19 protein-coding genes are annotated in these 17042 nt (G+C 45.4%); 12 read left to right on the top strand and 7 right to left on the bottom strand.

Going from position 1 to position 17042, the window contains the following annotated elements; translation table 11 throughout:
* The 3 genes from B7L70_RS04370 to B7L70_RS04360 form a co-directional block, all read left to right on the top strand.
* Positions 1-959, top strand: a 959-nt coding sequence (locus B7L70_RS04370) for an MFS transporter (protein WP_238376099.1), incomplete at its 5' end; no start/stop codon positions are given.
* Positions 960-977: 18 nt separating this feature from the next.
* Positions 978-1718, top strand: a complete 741-nt coding sequence (locus tag B7L70_RS04365; RefSeq protein WP_081226672.1) for an aspartate/glutamate racemase family protein — start codon at positions 978-980, stop codon at positions 1716-1718.
* Between the two features lie 334 nt (positions 1719-2052).
* The gene (locus B7L70_RS04360) at positions 2053-2439 is read left to right on the top strand and encodes a hypothetical protein (RefSeq protein ID WP_081226671.1); all 387 of its coding nucleotides are present in this window, start codon (positions 2053-2055) and stop codon (positions 2437-2439) included.
* On the opposite strand, the gene B7L70_RS04355 is transcribed toward B7L70_RS04360, so the two are convergent.
* The gene (locus B7L70_RS04355) at positions 2413-3063 is read right to left on the bottom strand and encodes a hypothetical protein (protein WP_143701531.1); all 651 of its coding nucleotides are present in this window, start codon (positions 3061-3063) and stop codon (positions 2413-2415) included. The two genes, B7L70_RS04360 and B7L70_RS04355, sit on opposite strands and share 27 nt — an antisense overlap.
* Before the next feature lie 279 nt (positions 3064-3342).
* On the opposite strand from B7L70_RS04355, the gene B7L70_RS04350 reads away from it, so the two are divergent.
* The gene (locus B7L70_RS04350) at positions 3343-4185 is read left to right on the top strand and encodes a hypothetical protein (RefSeq protein WP_081226669.1); all 843 of its coding nucleotides are present in this window, start codon (positions 3343-3345) and stop codon (positions 4183-4185) included.
* Positions 4186-4288: 103 nt separating this feature from the next.
* On the opposite strand, the gene B7L70_RS04345 is transcribed toward B7L70_RS04350, so the two are convergent.
* Together B7L70_RS04345 and B7L70_RS04340 are read right to left on the bottom strand one after the other, a co-directional pair.
* Positions 4289-5563, bottom strand: a complete 1275-nt coding sequence (locus B7L70_RS04345) for a M20 family metallo-hydrolase (RefSeq protein ID WP_081226668.1) — start codon at positions 5561-5563, stop codon at positions 4289-4291.
* A 178-nt stretch (positions 5564-5741) separates the two neighbouring features.
* On the bottom strand, positions 5742-6524 hold the full coding sequence (locus B7L70_RS04340) for a DUF169 domain-containing protein (protein ID WP_238376098.1): 783 nt from the start codon (positions 6522-6524) through the stop codon (positions 5742-5744).
* A 257-nt stretch (positions 6525-6781) separates the two neighbouring features.
* On the opposite strand from B7L70_RS04340, the gene B7L70_RS04335 reads away from it, so the two are divergent.
* Positions 6782-7168, top strand: coding sequence for a thioesterase family protein (locus B7L70_RS04335; protein WP_238376097.1), 387 nt, complete (start codon positions 6782-6784; stop codon positions 7166-7168).
* Here the strand turns inward: B7L70_RS04335 and B7L70_RS04330 are convergent.
* From B7L70_RS04330 to B7L70_RS13900, 3 genes are all read right to left on the bottom strand, one after another.
* Positions 7151-8941 carry an AMP-binding protein gene (locus tag B7L70_RS04330; RefSeq protein ID WP_081226666.1) on the bottom strand — a complete coding sequence of 597 codons (1791 nt, stop codon included), beginning with the start codon at positions 8939-8941 and terminating at the stop codon, positions 7151-7153. The two genes, B7L70_RS04335 and B7L70_RS04330, sit on opposite strands and share 18 nt — an antisense overlap.
* 47 nt (positions 8942-8988) lie before the next feature.
* Positions 8989-10512 carry an amidase gene (locus B7L70_RS04325; RefSeq protein WP_081226665.1) on the bottom strand — a complete coding sequence of 508 codons (1524 nt, stop codon included), beginning with the start codon at positions 10510-10512 and terminating at the stop codon, positions 8989-8991.
* 209 nt (positions 10513-10721) lie between these two features.
* Positions 10722-10940 carry a hypothetical protein gene (locus tag B7L70_RS13900; RefSeq protein ID WP_238376096.1) on the bottom strand — a complete coding sequence of 73 codons (219 nt, stop codon included), beginning with the start codon at positions 10938-10940 and terminating at the stop codon, positions 10722-10724.
* A gap of 25 nt (positions 10941-10965) precedes the next feature.
* Between B7L70_RS13900 and B7L70_RS13895 the strand changes: the two genes are divergently transcribed.
* Positions 10966-11106 carry a hypothetical protein gene (locus B7L70_RS13895; RefSeq protein ID WP_238376095.1) on the top strand — a complete coding sequence of 47 codons (141 nt, stop codon included), beginning with the start codon at positions 10966-10968 and terminating at the stop codon, positions 11104-11106.
* Positions 11107-11145: 39 nt separating this feature from the next.
* Here B7L70_RS13895 and B7L70_RS04315 read toward each other — a convergent pair whose 3' ends face one another.
* Complete coding sequence (locus B7L70_RS04315; RefSeq protein ID WP_255408842.1) at positions 11146-11643, bottom strand: PaREP1 family protein; 498 nt, start codon at positions 11641-11643, stop codon at positions 11146-11148.
* Between the two features lie 106 nt (positions 11644-11749).
* Between B7L70_RS04315 and B7L70_RS13255 the strand changes: the two genes are divergently transcribed.
* The 6 genes from B7L70_RS13255 to nadC all read left to right on the top strand — a co-directional run bounded on the left by B7L70_RS13255 (position 11750) and on the right by nadC (position 17018).
* Positions 11750-11890, top strand: coding sequence for a hypothetical protein (locus B7L70_RS13255; protein WP_162009094.1), 141 nt, complete (start codon positions 11750-11752; stop codon positions 11888-11890).
* Between the two features lie 13 nt (positions 11891-11903).
* Positions 11904-12752: an ATP-binding protein gene (locus tag B7L70_RS04310; protein WP_162009093.1), complete on the top strand. Its 849-nt coding sequence runs from the start codon at positions 11904-11906 to the stop codon at positions 12750-12752.
* A gap of 384 nt (positions 12753-13136) precedes the next feature.
* Positions 13137-13505 carry a hypothetical protein gene (locus B7L70_RS04305; RefSeq protein WP_081226663.1) on the top strand — a complete coding sequence of 123 codons (369 nt, stop codon included), beginning with the start codon at positions 13137-13139 and terminating at the stop codon, positions 13503-13505.
* Between the two features lie 305 nt (positions 13506-13810).
* A complete protein-coding gene (gene nadA / locus B7L70_RS04300; protein ID WP_081226662.1) occupies positions 13811-14743 on the top strand; it encodes a quinolinate synthase NadA in 933 nt (310 codons plus the stop codon).
* Positions 14744-14748: 5 nt separating this feature from the next.
* On the top strand, positions 14749-16179 hold the full coding sequence (locus B7L70_RS04295) for an L-aspartate oxidase (protein ID WP_162009092.1): 1431 nt from the start codon (positions 14749-14751) through the stop codon (positions 16177-16179).
* Positions 16176-17018, top strand: coding sequence for a carboxylating nicotinate-nucleotide diphosphorylase (gene nadC / locus B7L70_RS04290; protein ID WP_081226660.1), 843 nt, complete (start codon positions 16176-16178; stop codon positions 17016-17018). Before B7L70_RS04295 ends, nadC begins: the two co-directional genes overlap by 4 nt.
* Positions 17019-17042 lie beyond the last annotated feature (24 nt).

Genomic DNA, 17042 nt, shown 5'->3' with positions numbered 1-17042 from the left:
CATTTCTAGTTTTGGTTATGGGGCAGCCATTCCCATACCTTGAGGAATTCATGCCTGTTCAATCTAGGGGAAGGGTTACTGTGTATTTGGCGTCTGGATGGCCTATAGGTACGTTGATGGCCGTTGGTGCTGCCTATTTAGAACCATGGATTCATTGGCAGGGAGTTATTTTAGTAAGTGTTGCCGCTATGTTGATATGGTTGATACCTGTCTCGTTAATCCCCGAGTCACCCTATTACTTAGTCGCTGTTGGGAGGGAGAGCGAGGCTAAGAAATTGCTGAGGAGGATACTTGGTAATGAGTTGTATGAAAAGCTTGGTGTTGAGAATGCGAAGTTGAAGGTTGAAGAGAGGAAAAAGGGTAATATGCTGGAACTATTTAAGAGAGACCTGCTGAAGAATACGTGGTTAATATTCTTCGTAAATATATTCTACTCATTCGCCTACTGGGGCTTATTCACATGGATAGCAGCTATATTGCAATCTAAGGGTCTAACGTTTGTGGGCACTCTAGAGTTCGTGATAGCCGCAGCCCTGGCACAATTCCCAGCTTATTTTGTCTCAGCAAGTTTGGCTGAGACGAGGTTAGGGAGGAGGATAACTACCATATCGTTTATGGCTTTAGCAGGCGTGTTCACATACTTCTTCGCATCATCAACAACAATAGTGGATTTACTCGTGTTCTTAGTCCTATTATCCTTCTTCAACCTAGGGGCTTGGGGTGTGTGGGATGCCTGGGAACCTGAGATGTACCCCACACCAATACGTGGCGTGCTTATGGGTTGGATAACGGGTGCCCAAAGGATCAGTAATGCAATAGCCCCTACCATTATAGGGCTCTTATTAGCAATACATGGCATAACTTTCACAACCGTAGTAACAACAATAGCGATCTCGGCATGGATCTCGGCAATAATAGCTTTATTCTTACCAGAAACTAGAGGTAAAATATTGAGGTAATGAGTTAGGTGATTTGGCATGGTTATTAAAATAGTTTACATAAATCCTGTTGGTACAAGCGCATTCGACAAACCTATGAAGGAGTTTCTCGATAATTATAGATCGCCAGATACCGACATAACGGTTGTATCGCTTGAGAAAGGACCTTGGCATCTTGAGTATTACAGTTACGATGCCTTAGTAATACCTGACGTTCTTAAGGTGATAAGGGAATTTGAGGGTAGGGGGTATGATGCAGCAATAATCGGTTGTTTCTACGATCCTGGGCTTCATGAAGCTAGGGAGGTAAGTGACATGGTTATTACGGCACCAGGTGAATCCTCAATGCACATAGCATCCACACTGGGTGATAGATTTAGCATAATTGTTGGCAGGAGGAAGTGGATACCGCTCATGGAGCAAAACGTTGTTAAATACGGTTTTAGGGATAAGCTCGTTTCGTTTGAGTCTGTGGAGTTGGGTGTGTGGGATTTCCATAAGGATGTGGAGGAAACGAAGAGGAGGTTGATAAGGGCGGCTAAGAATGCCGTTGATAAGGGGGCTGAGGTATTAATCCTTGGCTGCACAGTACTCTTTGGATTCTATAAAGACCTTGAAAAGGAGGTTGGTGTGCCTGTTGTTGATCCAATAATAGCTTCGTTAAAATATGCGGAGTTCCTAGTTGAGCTTAAGAGACGTATGGGTTGGACATGGAGTAGGATTGGTATGTACGAGAAACCACCCAGGGAGGAAATAGAGAAGTGGAGACTACCATTATAATCCGATATTCATAATTATTCATAATTTTATTAAAAACATTCATGTAAGTATGCCTTCTTACAACATTAAGTAAATTGGATAACGATGCTAACCATAGTGCCAGAAATAACAATGTTTAAAGCTAACGATTTATTAAAGACACTAAGTCTAATTAAGGAACAGATAACTTAATTCATTTTCTTATATCGAAACTCCTCGCCCTTGTGCCGCCTATCTTTAGAGGTTGGAGATCCAAAAGGCAGGTGTTATCATCATTTTATCAGCTTGGTGTAGTTCCTCAGGGGTTTGATTGATAGGGATTTGTCATATTGTATTTTTGGTAATTCTGTAATTATTGGTTTATAATGAGCAGGTTGAGATTAGGCTTGGTTCAATGGGTGGTAAGTGGATGGTCTTTGTACCAAGTGGGCTTAGAGGCGTTGTGATGCGTAACGTCATTGATGGACTTAGGGAGAGGGGGTTGGATTATATCGCTAAGACCCCTGGTATGAGGGAGGGTGGTGAGAGACCCGTAATTGTTTACGTACCCAATTTCCTGGCGGTGGACATGGTTAATGACGTTGCTGAGGTCATGCTGGGAGTATTAAATAGGCTTGGCATTAATAAGCCATTACTCTTCAAACCTGACGTATTCACGCAGGAAGGCATTTACTCAGGTAAGGCAGGTGGTATGAAACCCTATATCTACATGACGTCACTGAGGCTCAAGGGCTTTCACTAATGTGCCGTAGAACTCCCTGAAGTTTAGGTCTATGACTCTAACGGCCTCCAAATCCCTCCTCAAGTGTTCGATTACATCATCATAGTGACCCTCCACATACCACCTGACTACATCCTCACCGCTACCATGCAACTCCTCAACATCTAAACTAGCCTTTCTAGCTAACTCAACCATCCTCTCTAGGCGTAAGTCCTTGAATTTCATTCTGTTGAATGGTAGTGTTGTTTGTAGGTAATCAATCACGAATGTGTCATGCCAAAGCGCATTAAGCCTTTCTAGGGAATCGACCTCGTGCTCAAAGCCCTTCTGTATAAGTAGTGGTATGTCGTAACGAAGCACATTAAACCCAACCACAACAATAAAGTCTGCCCGATTCCTAACCTCCATAAAGTACTTGTAAAAACTTCTCACTAACTCACTCTCATCATTATTGTTCCTCCATATTGTGAAGAAGCGAAATACACACCCGACACTGGATGCCTCACCCTCCTCGCACCTTATGCTTGTGGATTCAGGGTCATACCTAGTCCAGTCCTCAATAACCCCAATGGCTATTATCTTTTCTTTAATGAAAGCACTCTCCTTATTTGGCCTGTATGTCTCGACATCGAGGTACAACCTCAACAAAGGCACCCATTAATTAGGCAGAGGTACCATTTTTAAGAAGTGAAACGCGAACCTAAACAGTGCAAGGATGGAAAATGCCTCACTTGTAGCTTTAACCACGCGAAAATGCCTGAGAGATGTTATCGAGCACGTGTTCAGCGTTGCTGATTATATCCTCGTTAAGTACGTCGGAGGGAGTTAGGATGAAGAAACGGCGTGAATATTATTAATGGATGGGTAAGATCGATAAGGCTAGCGAGAACAATGTTTTATAGCTTGATTTATTCATTGCTTTTTGTGAGGGAGTTTCGTAATTTCATTAATGTTAAGTTGGGTGATGATGTTGTTTATGGTGTATTGAATAACCTCAGGGCTTGCGTTAGTGAGCTCCTTGCTAGGCAGTACATACTCAATGAGTTTGGCGATGATGTTGTGATTAGGTATGAGCCTTACTTCCTAAGTCCCTGTGATGCTATGTTTAAGTTCATGTTACCGCTGGATGAGAGTGTTAGGAGGGCTGCCTGTGAGAGGTTTAAAGTGAAACTTTTCGACAAAACAAACATCCTACTACCAGAGGGCGTTAACCTCAGCGAGGTGGCTCATGAACCAAGCCTAGTGTTTAATCTGAGACTGAGTAGTACCTGGGATTTAATTAGTAATTGCCCATTAATTGAGACCAAGCTCAGGCAAGACCTTGGAGGCGAAGGTTCCGTAAGTACTGATTATGTGAACTGCTTCTTTAACTCGGACACGATGACGTGCATACTCCGCAGACATTCCGTACTCTCCTCGATCAAGCACGCCAAGACCTTTCGGGTCGATACCAACGACTTCATCGACCTGATCAATGAGCTGCTTTGCCTACAGGCATGCGTTGGTGATAACGTAGATGTTCAGAAATTTGTTGATTTCCTAGTGGTTAAGGTCGATGGCAAGGAGATAGGCAGTGTTTACTTAATTGAGGCAAAATCTATTACAAACCCTGATGAGGAGTACAAGACTAGGAAGAGTCTGAGGGTTTATGGGGAGTGCTTGAGAAAGTGTGCCAAGCGCCATAGGTACGCATTCGAGGTAATAAATGCACCAATAAACATGCCGAGGGAGGCAAGGCTGGAAATAACTAGGGTAACAGGGGGTTAATGCGGCAATATCTGTTCTGTAGTGGCTTGGTGCGGTGTGGGTTTTTAAGTGGTCGTTGTTGTTTCCCGGCCTTGCCTTAATCGCGATTGGTGGGTGATGTTTGTTAGAGCGTGGTTATTAGTGTGGCTATTGTTTTTGTGTCGTTTATTAGGTTTGGTATTTTTGCGTATTCGTTTGGTTGGTGTGCTACCTCGTCTATTGTCGACCAGACTACGGCTGGTATGCCCATTGCCCTGAAGTAGGCTGCGAATGTTCCGCCGCCTATGCCGCCTATCCTTGGTTCTATGCCTCTGGTTTCCCTCAGTACTTTGGCTAGGGCTTTTACGATTTCCGAGTCTGGTGACGTTGGTTTTGGTGCGTCTAGTCTCTGTATTATCTCCCTCTCTATCCTTGGTAATTGCTCCCCATCAATTACCCTGCCGTAGATCGCCTTGACCAGGTTCGCCACGGTGTCCATGTCCTTGAGTATGTCGTCTAGGTTGTATTGGGGTAGTACTCTGCAGTCTATTACGAATTCGTGTGTTCCTGGCATTATGTTTGGTGATGTTGATGGGTTACTCACCATTGTTATTACGAAGGTTGATTCAGGTGGGTCGTAGAGTGGGTCCCTCATTTCATATTTTGTGGTTAGCGTGTTCTTTAGTAGGTATGCCAGTGCTATTGCTACTTCGTGGGCGTTTAGGCCCTTGTTTGGTGTGCTTGCGTGGGCTTGTTTGCCGATTACCCTGAACTTGACCCAGAGTATTGATTTTTCGGCGACCTCTATGAAGCTTCCGTCGCTGCTCCCTGCGTCTGGGACTAGGGCTGAGTCCTTTGTGTCGAAGAGCTCCGGGTTGTTCCTCATTAGGTACTTTATGCCGTATTCCGAGCCAGTCTCTTCATCACTGACGAGTGCTAGCACGATTGTCCTCCTTGGTCTAATCCCGAGCTCCATAATCGTTTTCACAGCGTAGAGCGACGCGACGAGTGATTGCCCATTATCCTCACTACCCCTACCGTAGACCCTGTCGCCGACCACCCTCGGCTTGAAGGGCTCCGTCACAGTCCAGGCACTTAGGTCGCCTGGTGGTACAACATCTAGGTGTGCCACAATCCATAATTTACCCGCGTTTGGGTCCGTGCCCCTGTATGTCGCGAGTATGTTCGGCCTAACACCACCCTTAGCCCTCTTGTCCGGCGCGTCGATGCGCCTTACCTCGTCAAAGCCCCAGTTCTTGATTATCTCAAGGAGTGCATTGGCCTTATCCAGCTCGCCCTCGCCGCCGTAGTCTGGGCTTATTGCTGGTATGCTTATTATGTGCATTAGTGTATTTACGATGTCATCTTTTAAACCGTCAACTGCTCGAGAAATTCTCTCGTAAATTGTGCCCAATGACATGTTATTAATGCATTATTGGTATTGCATTTAAAAATACTCCCTTTGTTGGGTTTCGTAATTAGGCACGGTACTGCCAATGTCGTTACCCATTAATTTAATTGTATATGTTTTAATATGGGTTGGAAGATCTTATTGTTAATGATCGGTGTTGGTCGGGGAGTTTCCTGATTGTAATGCCTTATGTGTGCTTTTTCCATTCCTCATAGTCTTTATATGTGATTTTGTAGCCCCTTGGTGGTCTTGGCTCATAAAATGCGAACTTTGGTACAGGGTATGGGTATATCCTACTAATGCCATCTAGCCCACTGAGGATTTTATCAACGTGCTCCACAGGTATTATCATGCTTATTTCATCCTCCTCCGTCCTACCCCACGCAACCTCACCTGATGATGGTAGGTTTATTTGGGGTTTCCTGGTCTTATGTGCGTTAGTAATGAAGGAGCATGATGATAACCCTATAAATCCTGTTTCTGGGAAGATTCCATGCCAGATCAGGGCTTTGGCGATTGCCGATATCTGTGTTGGCGTTCCATAGATATCAATAACATCGGGCATGAATGTTATCTTCTCCAAAGGAGCCACCAAAACTGCCTTAATGCTACCCTGAGGTAAGGCTCTCTCTTGAAACCTTTGCATGATGTATTTCTTCGCATCATCACTTGATGTGTGCCAATTAGGTGCCTCCTCAAGAAACTTTGGATACTCTGGCGTAAGCCCAAATAGGTAGGCGCCGCCCATGCAAAACATGTCGTCAAGTGTGAAGGCCATGGGCCAGCCATAAACTCTAGAAATATTTATCACCTGGCAGACAGCCATACGAACGCCATAATCCCTCGGCCTTTTAAATCCGCTTAAATCGCAGGGTTCTATACAGAATTTAACACCAATGGGGTATGTTCGTAAGCCCAATCTAGCCCTAACTTCACGACCAAGAACCTTCAAATTATCAATAGACAACACGGATTATGAAGGCATGCCCTAATTTAAATGCATCATCTATATATTATATATGTATTAATTCCACAGGCCCTACGCTACTTATTGGCAGGTTTACGCATTGCGTATGTAATGATTAAGTGCCCATTTCATACTCAACTTCTCGTATTTCTCCGTTTTTATTTCTCGGTTTTATCAAACTGAATGCTAAAATGATTCATGTAAATTACACTGTTACCGTTAACCGAAAACTATAACAATAATTAATTATGCATAATGCTGTGTTTAGGGTTCAGGTTAGATATTCGGATGTTGATGAGATGGGCATCGTCTATTTTGCCAGACATCTTGTGTACGCCGATGAGGGCGTTACGGAATTCCTTAAGGAGAGAGGTATTGACTTTAATTTACTCAAGAGTTTAGGTGTTGATCTTGCTGTTGTGTCCGCTCATTGCGATTATGAGAGACCTATTAGGTATGGTGATGAGGTTATGGCGGAAACTAAGGTTGTTAAGGTTGGAAATACCAGCATAACGTTCCAATTTGAGATTTATGCCAATGGTCAATTAGCATCGAGGGGATACATAGTTTATGTAACTGTGGATAAGCAGGGTTTTAAGGTCCAAATACCAAGCGCCATTAGGGAGGTGTTATTGAGGGCTTTGTAGGATGTTTCTGTAGCGTTCCCTCAATACCTTCTTATCAATCTTTGCTGTCGATGTTCTGGGCATTTCCTCACCCTTTATGAATACTACCTTGTCTGGAACCCACCATTTTGGCATCAAACCCTTATCCACATACTCCCTCTGTAGGTATTCCTTCAGCTCCTCCTCACTTACCCTACCCTCATACTCAGGTTTTAGAACTACTATGGCAACTGGTCTCTCTATCCATCTTGGGTGTGGCACGCCAACAATGGCGACCTCCTTAACTGCTGGGTGTGTGGATAGGAACATCTCGAGTCTCGATGATGGTATCCACTCACCACCGCTCTTGACAGCGTCCTTCTCCCTATCAACAAAGAATACACCGCCATGTCCATCAATAGCCACTAAATCATCAACGTCGAAGTACCCAAATCTCCAGGCATGCTCAGTCTTTTCTGGATCCTTATAATACTCCCTCGTTATTGTTGGTGAATAAAATACTAAGCGTCCCATGTGTTTCCCATCCCACGGTAACTCATTACCCTTCTCATCAACGACCTTAACGAGGGATAAGGGTACTGGGACACCAAGCGAATTATCTATAACGAAGTAGTCCCTAAGCCTTTCATCATTAAGTCCCATACGCATCCAAAGCCTTGGTATATAAATCATCCTGGTTATCGCCGTCAGTGTTTCCGAAGGCCCATAACCCGTTAGTATCTCAATACCCATCTTCTTAGCCTCCTCATAAACGGCAACAGGTAATGCCTGGCCACCATACCCATAGGCAAACCCTTTAAGGCTACTTATTCCCATGGATTTGGCGTTATCAATTATTGAAATAAGCATTGTTGGAACACCCTTGGCAACAACCCTACCACCAACCTTCTGCGCCTCCGGTATGTATCGCTCATGAATGAGCCTTGTTATGTAAGTCCAATCATACCTACCCGGGAACACTATCCTAGCACCAATGAGGGTGCTCTCGTATGGGTGTAACCATCCAAGGATGTGGAATACGGGGGTTGTTATTAATTGAATATCTCTGTTGGAGATCCTAGCTGGGTACTCCATTTCAGCTATTAATAATTGCATGGTACCCACGACCACCTGCCTATGCATGTGATAAACACCCTTAGGCCTACCCGTAGTGCCTGATGTAAAGAAGATCTCAGCAACAGCGTGCTCATCTATCTCGGGCCATGAGTACTGCGTCCTCTTATCCTTCATTATTTCCTCATATTCATATACACCAACACCACTGGGTACCGTAACCTTAGGAACCTCACCACTACCCTTTACCGTAATCTCATCGCTCATTATGACAATGTTCCTTATGGACTTAACATTACTTAATATTGCATTGAGTAGTGGTAGAAAGTCCGTGTGTATGAATAGGATCTCAGGCTCTACGAGATTCATCGTGTAGATTATTTCCTCAGGAGCGAGCCTAATATTTACTGTAAACAGCGTTGCACCATACATTGGCACGGCGAACATAAGCTCTAGATACCTCGTGCTATTCCAATCCATAACAGCAACCCTACTACCCATATCCTTAGGTCTCTCAGCCCTCCTAAGTCCAAACTCCTCAAGTACATAACCAAGCTTATTAACGCGTTCATAAAACTCACCATATATGTACTGCTTAATTGGTAACTTAGGCGGTGCATACTCAATAAGTTGCTCAGGGGCGATCATAATGCCATACCTGAGAATCTTATCAATAGTTAATTGATAATCCCTAAAATCAATCTCCAACTCAACCCTCCTGGATCTCCAAAAATCCGACATCAACTATACAAAAATATTAAATTCTTTATAAACTTTATAACTATATATTATATAGTTATTTTATTCGCTTCTACCGCATACGCCAAATTCAGCAATTTTTCATCGCTGAAATGCTTTGTTATAACCATAGCACCTATTGGTAAACCATCAACTTTACAGCATGGGATTGTTAATGCGGGATGTCCCGTAACGTTGAATGGTGCCGTATTGTAGAGCATACCTGCTGTCATTAATAGGAATTGCTCTGGTGTTGGGTTACTCAATAGCTTCATGGGCCTTTGGGGTGTGGTTGGCATTAATAATACGTCATATTTATTTAGTGCTTCATCGTATGCCCTTCTAAGGTCAAAGGCAAGATTCCTGGCTTTTGCATAGTACTTGTTGTTGTACCTAGTTATTGCGTAATAACCAAGGAGAATGCCAACCTTAACATTTAATGGCAAATCATCCGCCCTATTCTTAATAGCATCACCAAAGAATTCGGCCAATTGTGCCTCGAAGTAACCACCTCTTCCCCAACCAACACTAGAACCAAATACCATGTTTGCTATGGTTCCATCAATCATTATAGGGGTCCATATGGCATAACCAAGTTTATGCATGGGTATTGATACATCTTCGACGATTGCGCCAAGGTCCCTTAATTTGAGAGCAAAATCCCTAACCGATTTATTAACGTCCTCCTCAGAGACAGGCCACTCAAACCCCTCCTTAACAATACCAATCTTAAGCCCTTTAACATTACCCGTTAATAGGTTCGCGTATGGTTTAACCGGAGGATTGAGTAAATCACTTGGTTGCCTTGGATCTAGACCATCCCTACCAGCTATAACCTCAAGAAGCAATGCCAGGTCTTTTACATTACGTGCCATAGGTCCGGCGTGATCGAGTGTAGGCTCTATCGTAAATATACCCGTGTATGGTACTAAACCATACGTTGGCTTAAGCCCATAAATACCAGTCCACGCGCTTGGAACCCTTATTGAACCACCCTGGTCAGCACCAATGGCCATGTCACAGTAACCCGCTGCAACAGCAACTGCAGCACCACTAGATGATCCACCACTCATATATTCTGGGTTGATGGGATTACTAACAGGCATTGGGTACGATGTATTACTACCACCAGAGAAGCTTAGTGCCTCGCATGTTGTTTTAGCAGCAATATACCCACCTTCCCTAAGTACCCTAGTGACAACTGTAGCATCAATCTCAGGTACAAAACCCTCAAGAATACTTGTACCGTGAAGCATCGGAACACCAGCAACCATTATATTATCCTTAACGCAAATCCTCCTACCACTCAACTTTCCAGAATCCTCACCCTTAATATCCGTTATAAATGCTATGGCGCCGAACCTGTTCTCATCAGGACTAGGTCTCCTCCAGGATCTTGAATACGACGCACGAAGAGTGTGGGATACGGTATCAGATATCTTATCTAATGCATCATAAGATATCATTAGTAGCCCAAAAACATGCTGTATAGCATCAAGATCCTCATCGGTTAAGTGAATGTTCACCCTATAAGCAATGTCTTTGATTTCGTCTTTTGATGGAATTCTTGGCATGTATTAGATATTCCCATCTTTTTATTAAGAAGTACTCTATATAATTTATATAATCTCTATCGCAAGCAAAAATGGCCCCACCTAGCCTATAGACCATTTGTGATACATTTCACAAGACTTAACGATATAGTCAAGAAGAAAACGCTGAAGATAGCGGCATGATTAATATAAAACACACCTTCTTTTTCATTTTCATTAAAAATTACTTACTAGCTTGAATTCGATAAAAACATTAGTAGTGCCTCTGTTGGCCTTAACCTCTTCAATACTGGGTCTGGTGCTGGTCTGAGTTGTTCCATGGTTACGCTACCCAGTAGGTTGATTCCTTCGTCCCCGAATATTGCTGGTGTTGCGGATGCTCTGTAGCCCTCTATCTCTATCCCTACCTCGCCCATTGGTTTCTCGATTACCCTGTTATCGGCGAGCATTACTTGAACTGTCCTGGTTGGGTTTATGCCGAGCTTATTGAGTGTTGATGTTGATATTACCGTGTACGTTGTGCCTATATTGACTACGAGCTATACCTCAACCCTGTTTATGGGGTTCGTTGGGTTCCAGATGATTACCTTCACGGTGAATGTACTCATTACCTAATTAGGATTTGTTTTGGGTTATTTATACTTATTTGAATAATTACGCCTGGCCCAATCGCCTAACCCATTCAATGGTCTTCTCGGCCAGGTACCTAATGTCTTTCTCAACATCGTTTAGGTTCGTGTACCTACTCACCGCACTCTCCGTGTCTAAACCGTTGTGTTGGAATTCGTGTAGGTTAAGCGCAAGGTCTGTGAGGTGGACCATCTCCTTACCGTAAACCTCCTCAAGTATTGATGCTACCTCCCTCAGCCTTGTTGTTGGCATTAGGGCTATTATGAGGTCTGCCCTGGATCTGACCTTGCCGATCCTGTCCTTAACAATGCCCGTGTAATGCTTGGCAATTAATTCCCTGTTTTTTGCAGCTGCGGCGGATACCACAGCCTTCCATGCCTGGAAGACCTTCCCTGAGGCATTCCTATGAAGACCCTGGTCAAGGAACTTGAGGGCTAGCTCCGCTTCCTGCATTGCCTCCTCTAGCCTAAGTTTTGTGTATTGTGTGGTGTCTCGCCATGGATGTGCGTGGCTCAATGTCACAGATACCTACATATAATGCTTAAATAATAATGCTTTTTCCCGTGAGGGCATTCCGAAAAGAAGGGTTATTAACAGGGGTGTCAACAATTAACAGGGGTGTGAATTAGTGCTTTTCGACCCAGGTCCGAAGGAGAGTAGGGCCGATTTATTCGGGAGGGATGAGGAGCTGGGCAGGATAAGCAACTTCCTTAGTGGTTCGTCTAGGTTGTTGGTGATTTACGGTATTAGGCGTATACTTATCGGTTAGGAGGTTGTATGGGTTGGTCTCGAGGTGCCTAAGCGAGGTTGCTGTTAGGTTTAGGCTTGAGGATGTTATTCGTAGGATTGCCAGGTCTTTACGTGGCGTTCACGTACTTGGTAGTGGTGTTGATTTATCAATATATATTGAGCAGGGGAAGGTTTACCTCACGGATTTATTGAGTAAGATTTCAGAGAGCCTGGACAGGTTTGTCCTAGCCATTGACGAGGCCCAATGGCTTAGGCTACTTAAGGGGCATGGTAAGGTGGATATGGCTCTCGTGCTCGCCTACGTCTATGATAACCTAGGCAACGTAAAGGTTATCCTCACAGGTTCAGAGGTTGGTCTTCTCCATGACTTCATAGGTTTTAATGATGTGAGGTCGCCGCTGTATGGTAGGATAGTGGATGAGCTAACCCTCGAGCCATTCAGTAGGGAGAAGTCCATGGAGTTCTTGAGACTTGGGTTTAGGCAGTACGGTGTCGATGTTGATGAGGATGAGGTTAAGGAGGTCGTTGATAGGCTCGATGGCATTGTTGGTTGGTTAATATACTACGGCTACATGAGGGCCGTTAGGGGCGTCAAGCCTGTGGAGGTATATAACGAGGCATTGGCATTAATCAACGAGGAGTTAAGGTACCTCCTAAGTAGGTCGAGGTATTACGCGGCTGTGCTTGAGGCTTTGGCGAGGGGTAGGACTAGGTTTAGTGAGATTAGGGATTACGTATCGGCTAGGCTTGGTAAGTATGTACAGCCCACCGAGGTGAGTAGGGTCTTCAACAACCTGGTTAAGCTCAGCATAATCAAAAGGAGTGGGCACGGGACATACGAGATAGTGGATCCAGTAGTTAGAATAAGATTTAGCCAATGATGGAAAGGGATTAAGCCTCGCCTATGTTGGGTAAAGTCTTGATCGTCTTTGCCGAGTTGAATTTAAAAATTGAATGTAATTACCCACATAATTGGTTATTTTTCCCTTAGTTACTTATAGATCTTCCCTGTGGTTACTATTGATTTAGTGATATCTCCCTGTTATTACCTGCACTAACATACTTAAGTCTTCATTCTTTTACGGCGATTCTTTTTCTAGAACCTACTTATTCACTCATTATTGAAATTTGTGGTCATTAATGAGTATGTACTTTATATGTGTACTATCCACTGGTTGCGATATTGTAATAATTACCTTCCTTAAGCGAACTAGGTAGGTACGTGGTGTAGTGCTTATATTTCAATACTGCTCGATCCATAGCCCGTGATTGGCAAGGGAGGACTTTGTAAGTATGTGGTAGCGTTAACGTTGGTTGTGGTCGCAGTTTTAGCAGTAAGTGCCATTGCCAATGAGGGTGTTATCCAGGTTAGGGTCTTGGTGCAGGGGCTTGGTCCGTTGAGTAATGCGTCGTTAACGTACATGGAGTTTACTCAGTCGTACAATACACAGATGCTTTACTCAATGGGTCAGGTAAGCACTAATGGGCAGGGTGTTGCAGAAATACCACAGCTGCCGCAGCCATTGCCTGGGAAGTACGACATTGTTGTAATAACTGTGAACGCTACAATACGTAATGAACAGATCATGAGAACATACACCTACTACCTAACTAATGAGAACTTCACGAACTAAACATAACAATACCAGCGCCGCAAACCAGTGGTTCCGAGTCAACGAACTTAAATGTACTAGGTAGTGATCAGTTGTTCATTGTTATCGTAGCGATAATAATTATCGTGGCCGTAATAGCAGTGATACTCCTAGTGTTGACTAGATCAAGGGCCAGGAAGTAAATTAACGATGAAGTCATTAAAAATTGTGCTTAATTTAAACTTAAACCTCCTTTTTTGCCGCATTAAACGTGATGGGCTTAATTAACTGATTGCCTTTCTTGCACATGTATACTTATTCCCAGGGCTTGACACCCACATTACTCAATGCAAGGCTTGGTCGAGGAGGTGTTGAGACTTAAGCGGGAGAGAGATGCCGTGATTCTAGCCCATAATTACCAGAGACCTGAGGTTCAGGCGGTAGCTGATTTCCTCGGCGATTCGCTGGATTTGTCCCTTGAGGCGGCTAGGACTAATGCTAAGATCATAGTCTTCGCCGGCGTGTACTTCATGGCTGAGGTAGCCGCCGTGTTAAATCCTGACAAGCTCGTTTTAATACCAGACACCAGGGCGGGCTGCACATTAGTTGACTCCGTCAGGGCTGAGGACATAATTAGGTGGAGAAGGGACCACCCCAACGGTGTTGTTGTTACGTACATAAACTCGTCAATCGAGGTTAAGGCAGTCTCGGACTACGTCTGCACCTCAGCCAACTGCCACAAAATAGTTGAGTCGATACCCAGGGATAGACCAGTACTCTTCGTACCCGATAAGAACCTGGGCAACTACATAAGGTACGTCACGGGTAGGGACAACCTCTACGTCTGGAACGGTTCCTGTTACGTCCATGATAAAATCACGTATGAAGTCCTCGCTAGGACAGCAATGGAGAATAGGGGCTTCATACTGCTCGTCCATCCCGAGTGCTCAGGGACCGTTGACATACTTAGGAATGCCGAGAAGCTGGGGGTGAAGGTTAGGGTTGCGTCGACCCAGGGCATGGTGAAGGCTGTAAAGGCGTCAGGTGGTGGCAGTTTCGTAATAGCCACCGAGACGGGGATAATCAATAGGATATTGAGGGAGGTGCCGAATGCGAAGGTCGTGCCTGCCCTTGAGGATGCTGTTTGTGAGTTCATGAAGTTGATAACGCTGGATAAGATCCATAGGTCATTGAGGGATTTCGTCTATCCCGTGAGAGTTCCCGAGGACCTGGCCAAGAGGGCTAGGGTTTCGATAATGAGAATGCTCGAGTTTAGGTGATGCATATGAGGCTTGTGATTGTTGGTTCGGGGATTGCCGGTTTAGGCGCGGCGATCAGAGCTAGGGAGGGCGGGGTCGACGATGTCGTTGTAATAACGAGAGATCGGCGTGGCGGTAGTTCGTGGAGGGCCCAGGGAGGTATTGCTGTACCCATTGATGACTCTGACGTTAAGGCTCACGTTAATGACACGCTCGTGGCAGGCAGGTACCTGAATGATGAGGGGGTTGTCTGGAGCTACATTGGGCTTGCGCGCGATGTCCTTAATTGGTTGATTAGGCACGGTTTTGAGCCCTGCAGGGGAAGGTCCCTTGAGGGTGGTCACAGTAGGGCTAGGGTTGTTAGGGCTAGGATCGGTGGTGATAGAATTGGTGAGGCTGTGATGAGTGTCTTGACGAGGGTTTCCGAGGAGGTTGGTGCTCAGGTGATTGAGGGTAGGCTGGACAGCATAGAGGTTAATAACAACAGGGTCGTGGGTATCACGCTTGACGACGGTGATTTCATAAAGGCCGACGCGGTTGTGCTCGCCACAGGCGGTTATGCTGGGCTGTACCTATACAGTACCAATGATGGGGATGGCTCGGGTATTGAAACCGCCATGAGGGCTGGCGCCTTGGTCAGAGACTTGGAGTTCATGCAGTTCCACCCAACGGTTGCAATGCTTAATGGGGATCTATTCCTAATATCCGAGGCCGTTAGGGGTGAGGGTGCAAGGCTTGTTAATAAGGATGGCGAGTACTTCATGAGGAGGTACGACGAAAGGGCAGAGCTAGCGCCGCGTGACGTGGTTAGCAGGGCTGTTTATAACGAACTCGTAAGGACTGGCGGTGTTTACCTAGACGTGTCGCCCATTAAGGACTTCGAGGAGAAGTTCCCGGCAATAAGCAGTTTTCTGAGGGCGCACGGCCTTAGGCCAGGTAAGGACCTAATACCCGTTGTGCCGGCGGCCCATTACGCAATCGGCGGCATCACAGTGGATGCGCTGGGTCGAACAAGTGTTAGGGGGTTGTTCGCAATAGGTGAGGCCTCATCATCTCTATTCCACGGCGCCAATAGACTAGCCAGTAACAGCCTGCTGGAAGCTCTCGTACAGGGCTATCTAGTCATTAGGGCGTTCAGGGCCTATTATAGCGGTGATACCTGGAGATATCCCGTGATCGGCAGGTACGATGTTGTTGCGCATACGAGGTGTAGATTGGCGAGTTATGTGGATATAGGGCGCGTCAGAGATGTGTTGTGGAGATATGTCGGTATCGTGAGGAGTGAGGATGGGCTTAGGAGGGCTATTGATGAGCTTGAGGGCTCGTTACTGCCGAGCCTCATTACCAAGGCGGCGATGATTAGGAGGGAGAGCGTTGGTGTTCATTACAGGGTTGATTACCCGAGTTGGTCGGGGACGAAGTTCCACATATTATTTAGGTGCGGTGATGAGGCATGATAGAGACTAGGTTGTTCGCATATAAATTACTGGACACTTTGAGGGAGGACGACCCATTCTGGGACCTAACAAGCGTAATCGTACCTAACGAGTATGGAGAGGCTTGTGTCAGGGTTAAGGAGGACTGCGTAGTAGCTGGCATGGAGGAGGTGACCGAACTCCTTAGGTTACTCGGGCTAGAATTCACGGTACTAAGGGGCGACGGCAATGTGGCTAAGGCAGGTGATTGCGTGTTGATAATTAGGGGTCAAAAACCCGATTTACTCAAGGTTGAGAGGGTTGTTTTGAACGTGCTCATGAGGGCCTCGGGCATAGCCACGATGACGAGGAGGATACTCGAGAGGGCCAGGAATGTGAACCCAAGGGTCAGGGTGGCCGCCACGAGGAAAACGACGCCATTCCTTAGATACCTAGAGAAGAAGGCCGTGGCCATCGGCGGCGGTGACCCACACAGGTTCAGCCTTAGCGATGCCGTGTTGATAAAGGACAACCATATAAGGGCTGTTGGGAGTCTCGAGAAGGCAATAATACTGGCTAGGGAGAGGTCTCCCTTCACGGTGAAGATAGAGGTTGAGGTAGAAACAGCGGAGGATGCCATTAAGGCTGCGGAGTTGGGGGTCGACATAATAATGCTGGACAACATGAAACCCAGCGATGTGGCTAAGGTGCATGAGGAATTGGTGAGGAGGGGCTTGAGGGATAGGATTATCCTTGAAGCGTCCGGAGGCATTAATGAGGATAACGTGATTGAGTACGCTAGATACGTCGATGTCGTGTCGATAGGGGCCCTGACGCATAGTTATAAATCAATCGACATGAGCATGGACCTCATAAAGTAGGCATTAAACCCAATACTCACTACC

This window comes from Vulcanisaeta sp. EB80 (assembly GCF_002078205.2).
Note: the sequence above shows the minus strand (reverse complement) of the source record. Positions and strands in the feature narration are given on the sequence as shown.

Coding starts and splice junctions, on each gene's coding strand:
- B7L70_RS04365 (WP_081226672.1), top strand. CDS start 978: ATGGTTATTAAAATAGTTTACATAAATCCTGTTGGTACAAGCGCATTC.
- B7L70_RS04345 (WP_081226668.1), bottom strand. CDS start 5,563: ATGTCATTGGGCACAATTTACGAGAGAATTTCTCGAGCAGTTGACGGT.
- B7L70_RS04330 (WP_081226666.1), bottom strand. CDS start 8,941: ATGTCGGATTTTTGGAGATCCAGGAGGGTTGAGTTGGAGATTGATTTT.
- B7L70_RS04325 (WP_081226665.1), bottom strand. CDS start 10,512: ATGCCAAGAATTCCATCAAAAGACGAAATCAAAGACATTGCTTATAGG.
- B7L70_RS13900 (WP_238376096.1), bottom strand. CDS start 10,940: ATGCTCGCCGATAACAGGGTAATCGAGAAACCAATGGGCGAGGTAGGG.
- B7L70_RS13895 (WP_238376095.1), top strand. CDS start 10,966: ATGCCGAGCTTATTGAGTGTTGATGTTGATATTACCGTGTACGTTGTG.
- nadA (WP_081226662.1), top strand. CDS start 13,811: ATGCAAGGCTTGGTCGAGGAGGTGTTGAGACTTAAGCGGGAGAGAGAT.
- B7L70_RS04295 (WP_162009092.1), top strand. CDS start 14,749: ATGAGGCTTGTGATTGTTGGTTCGGGGATTGCCGGTTTAGGCGCGGCG.
- nadC (WP_081226660.1), top strand. CDS start 16,176: ATGATAGAGACTAGGTTGTTCGCATATAAATTACTGGACACTTTGAGG.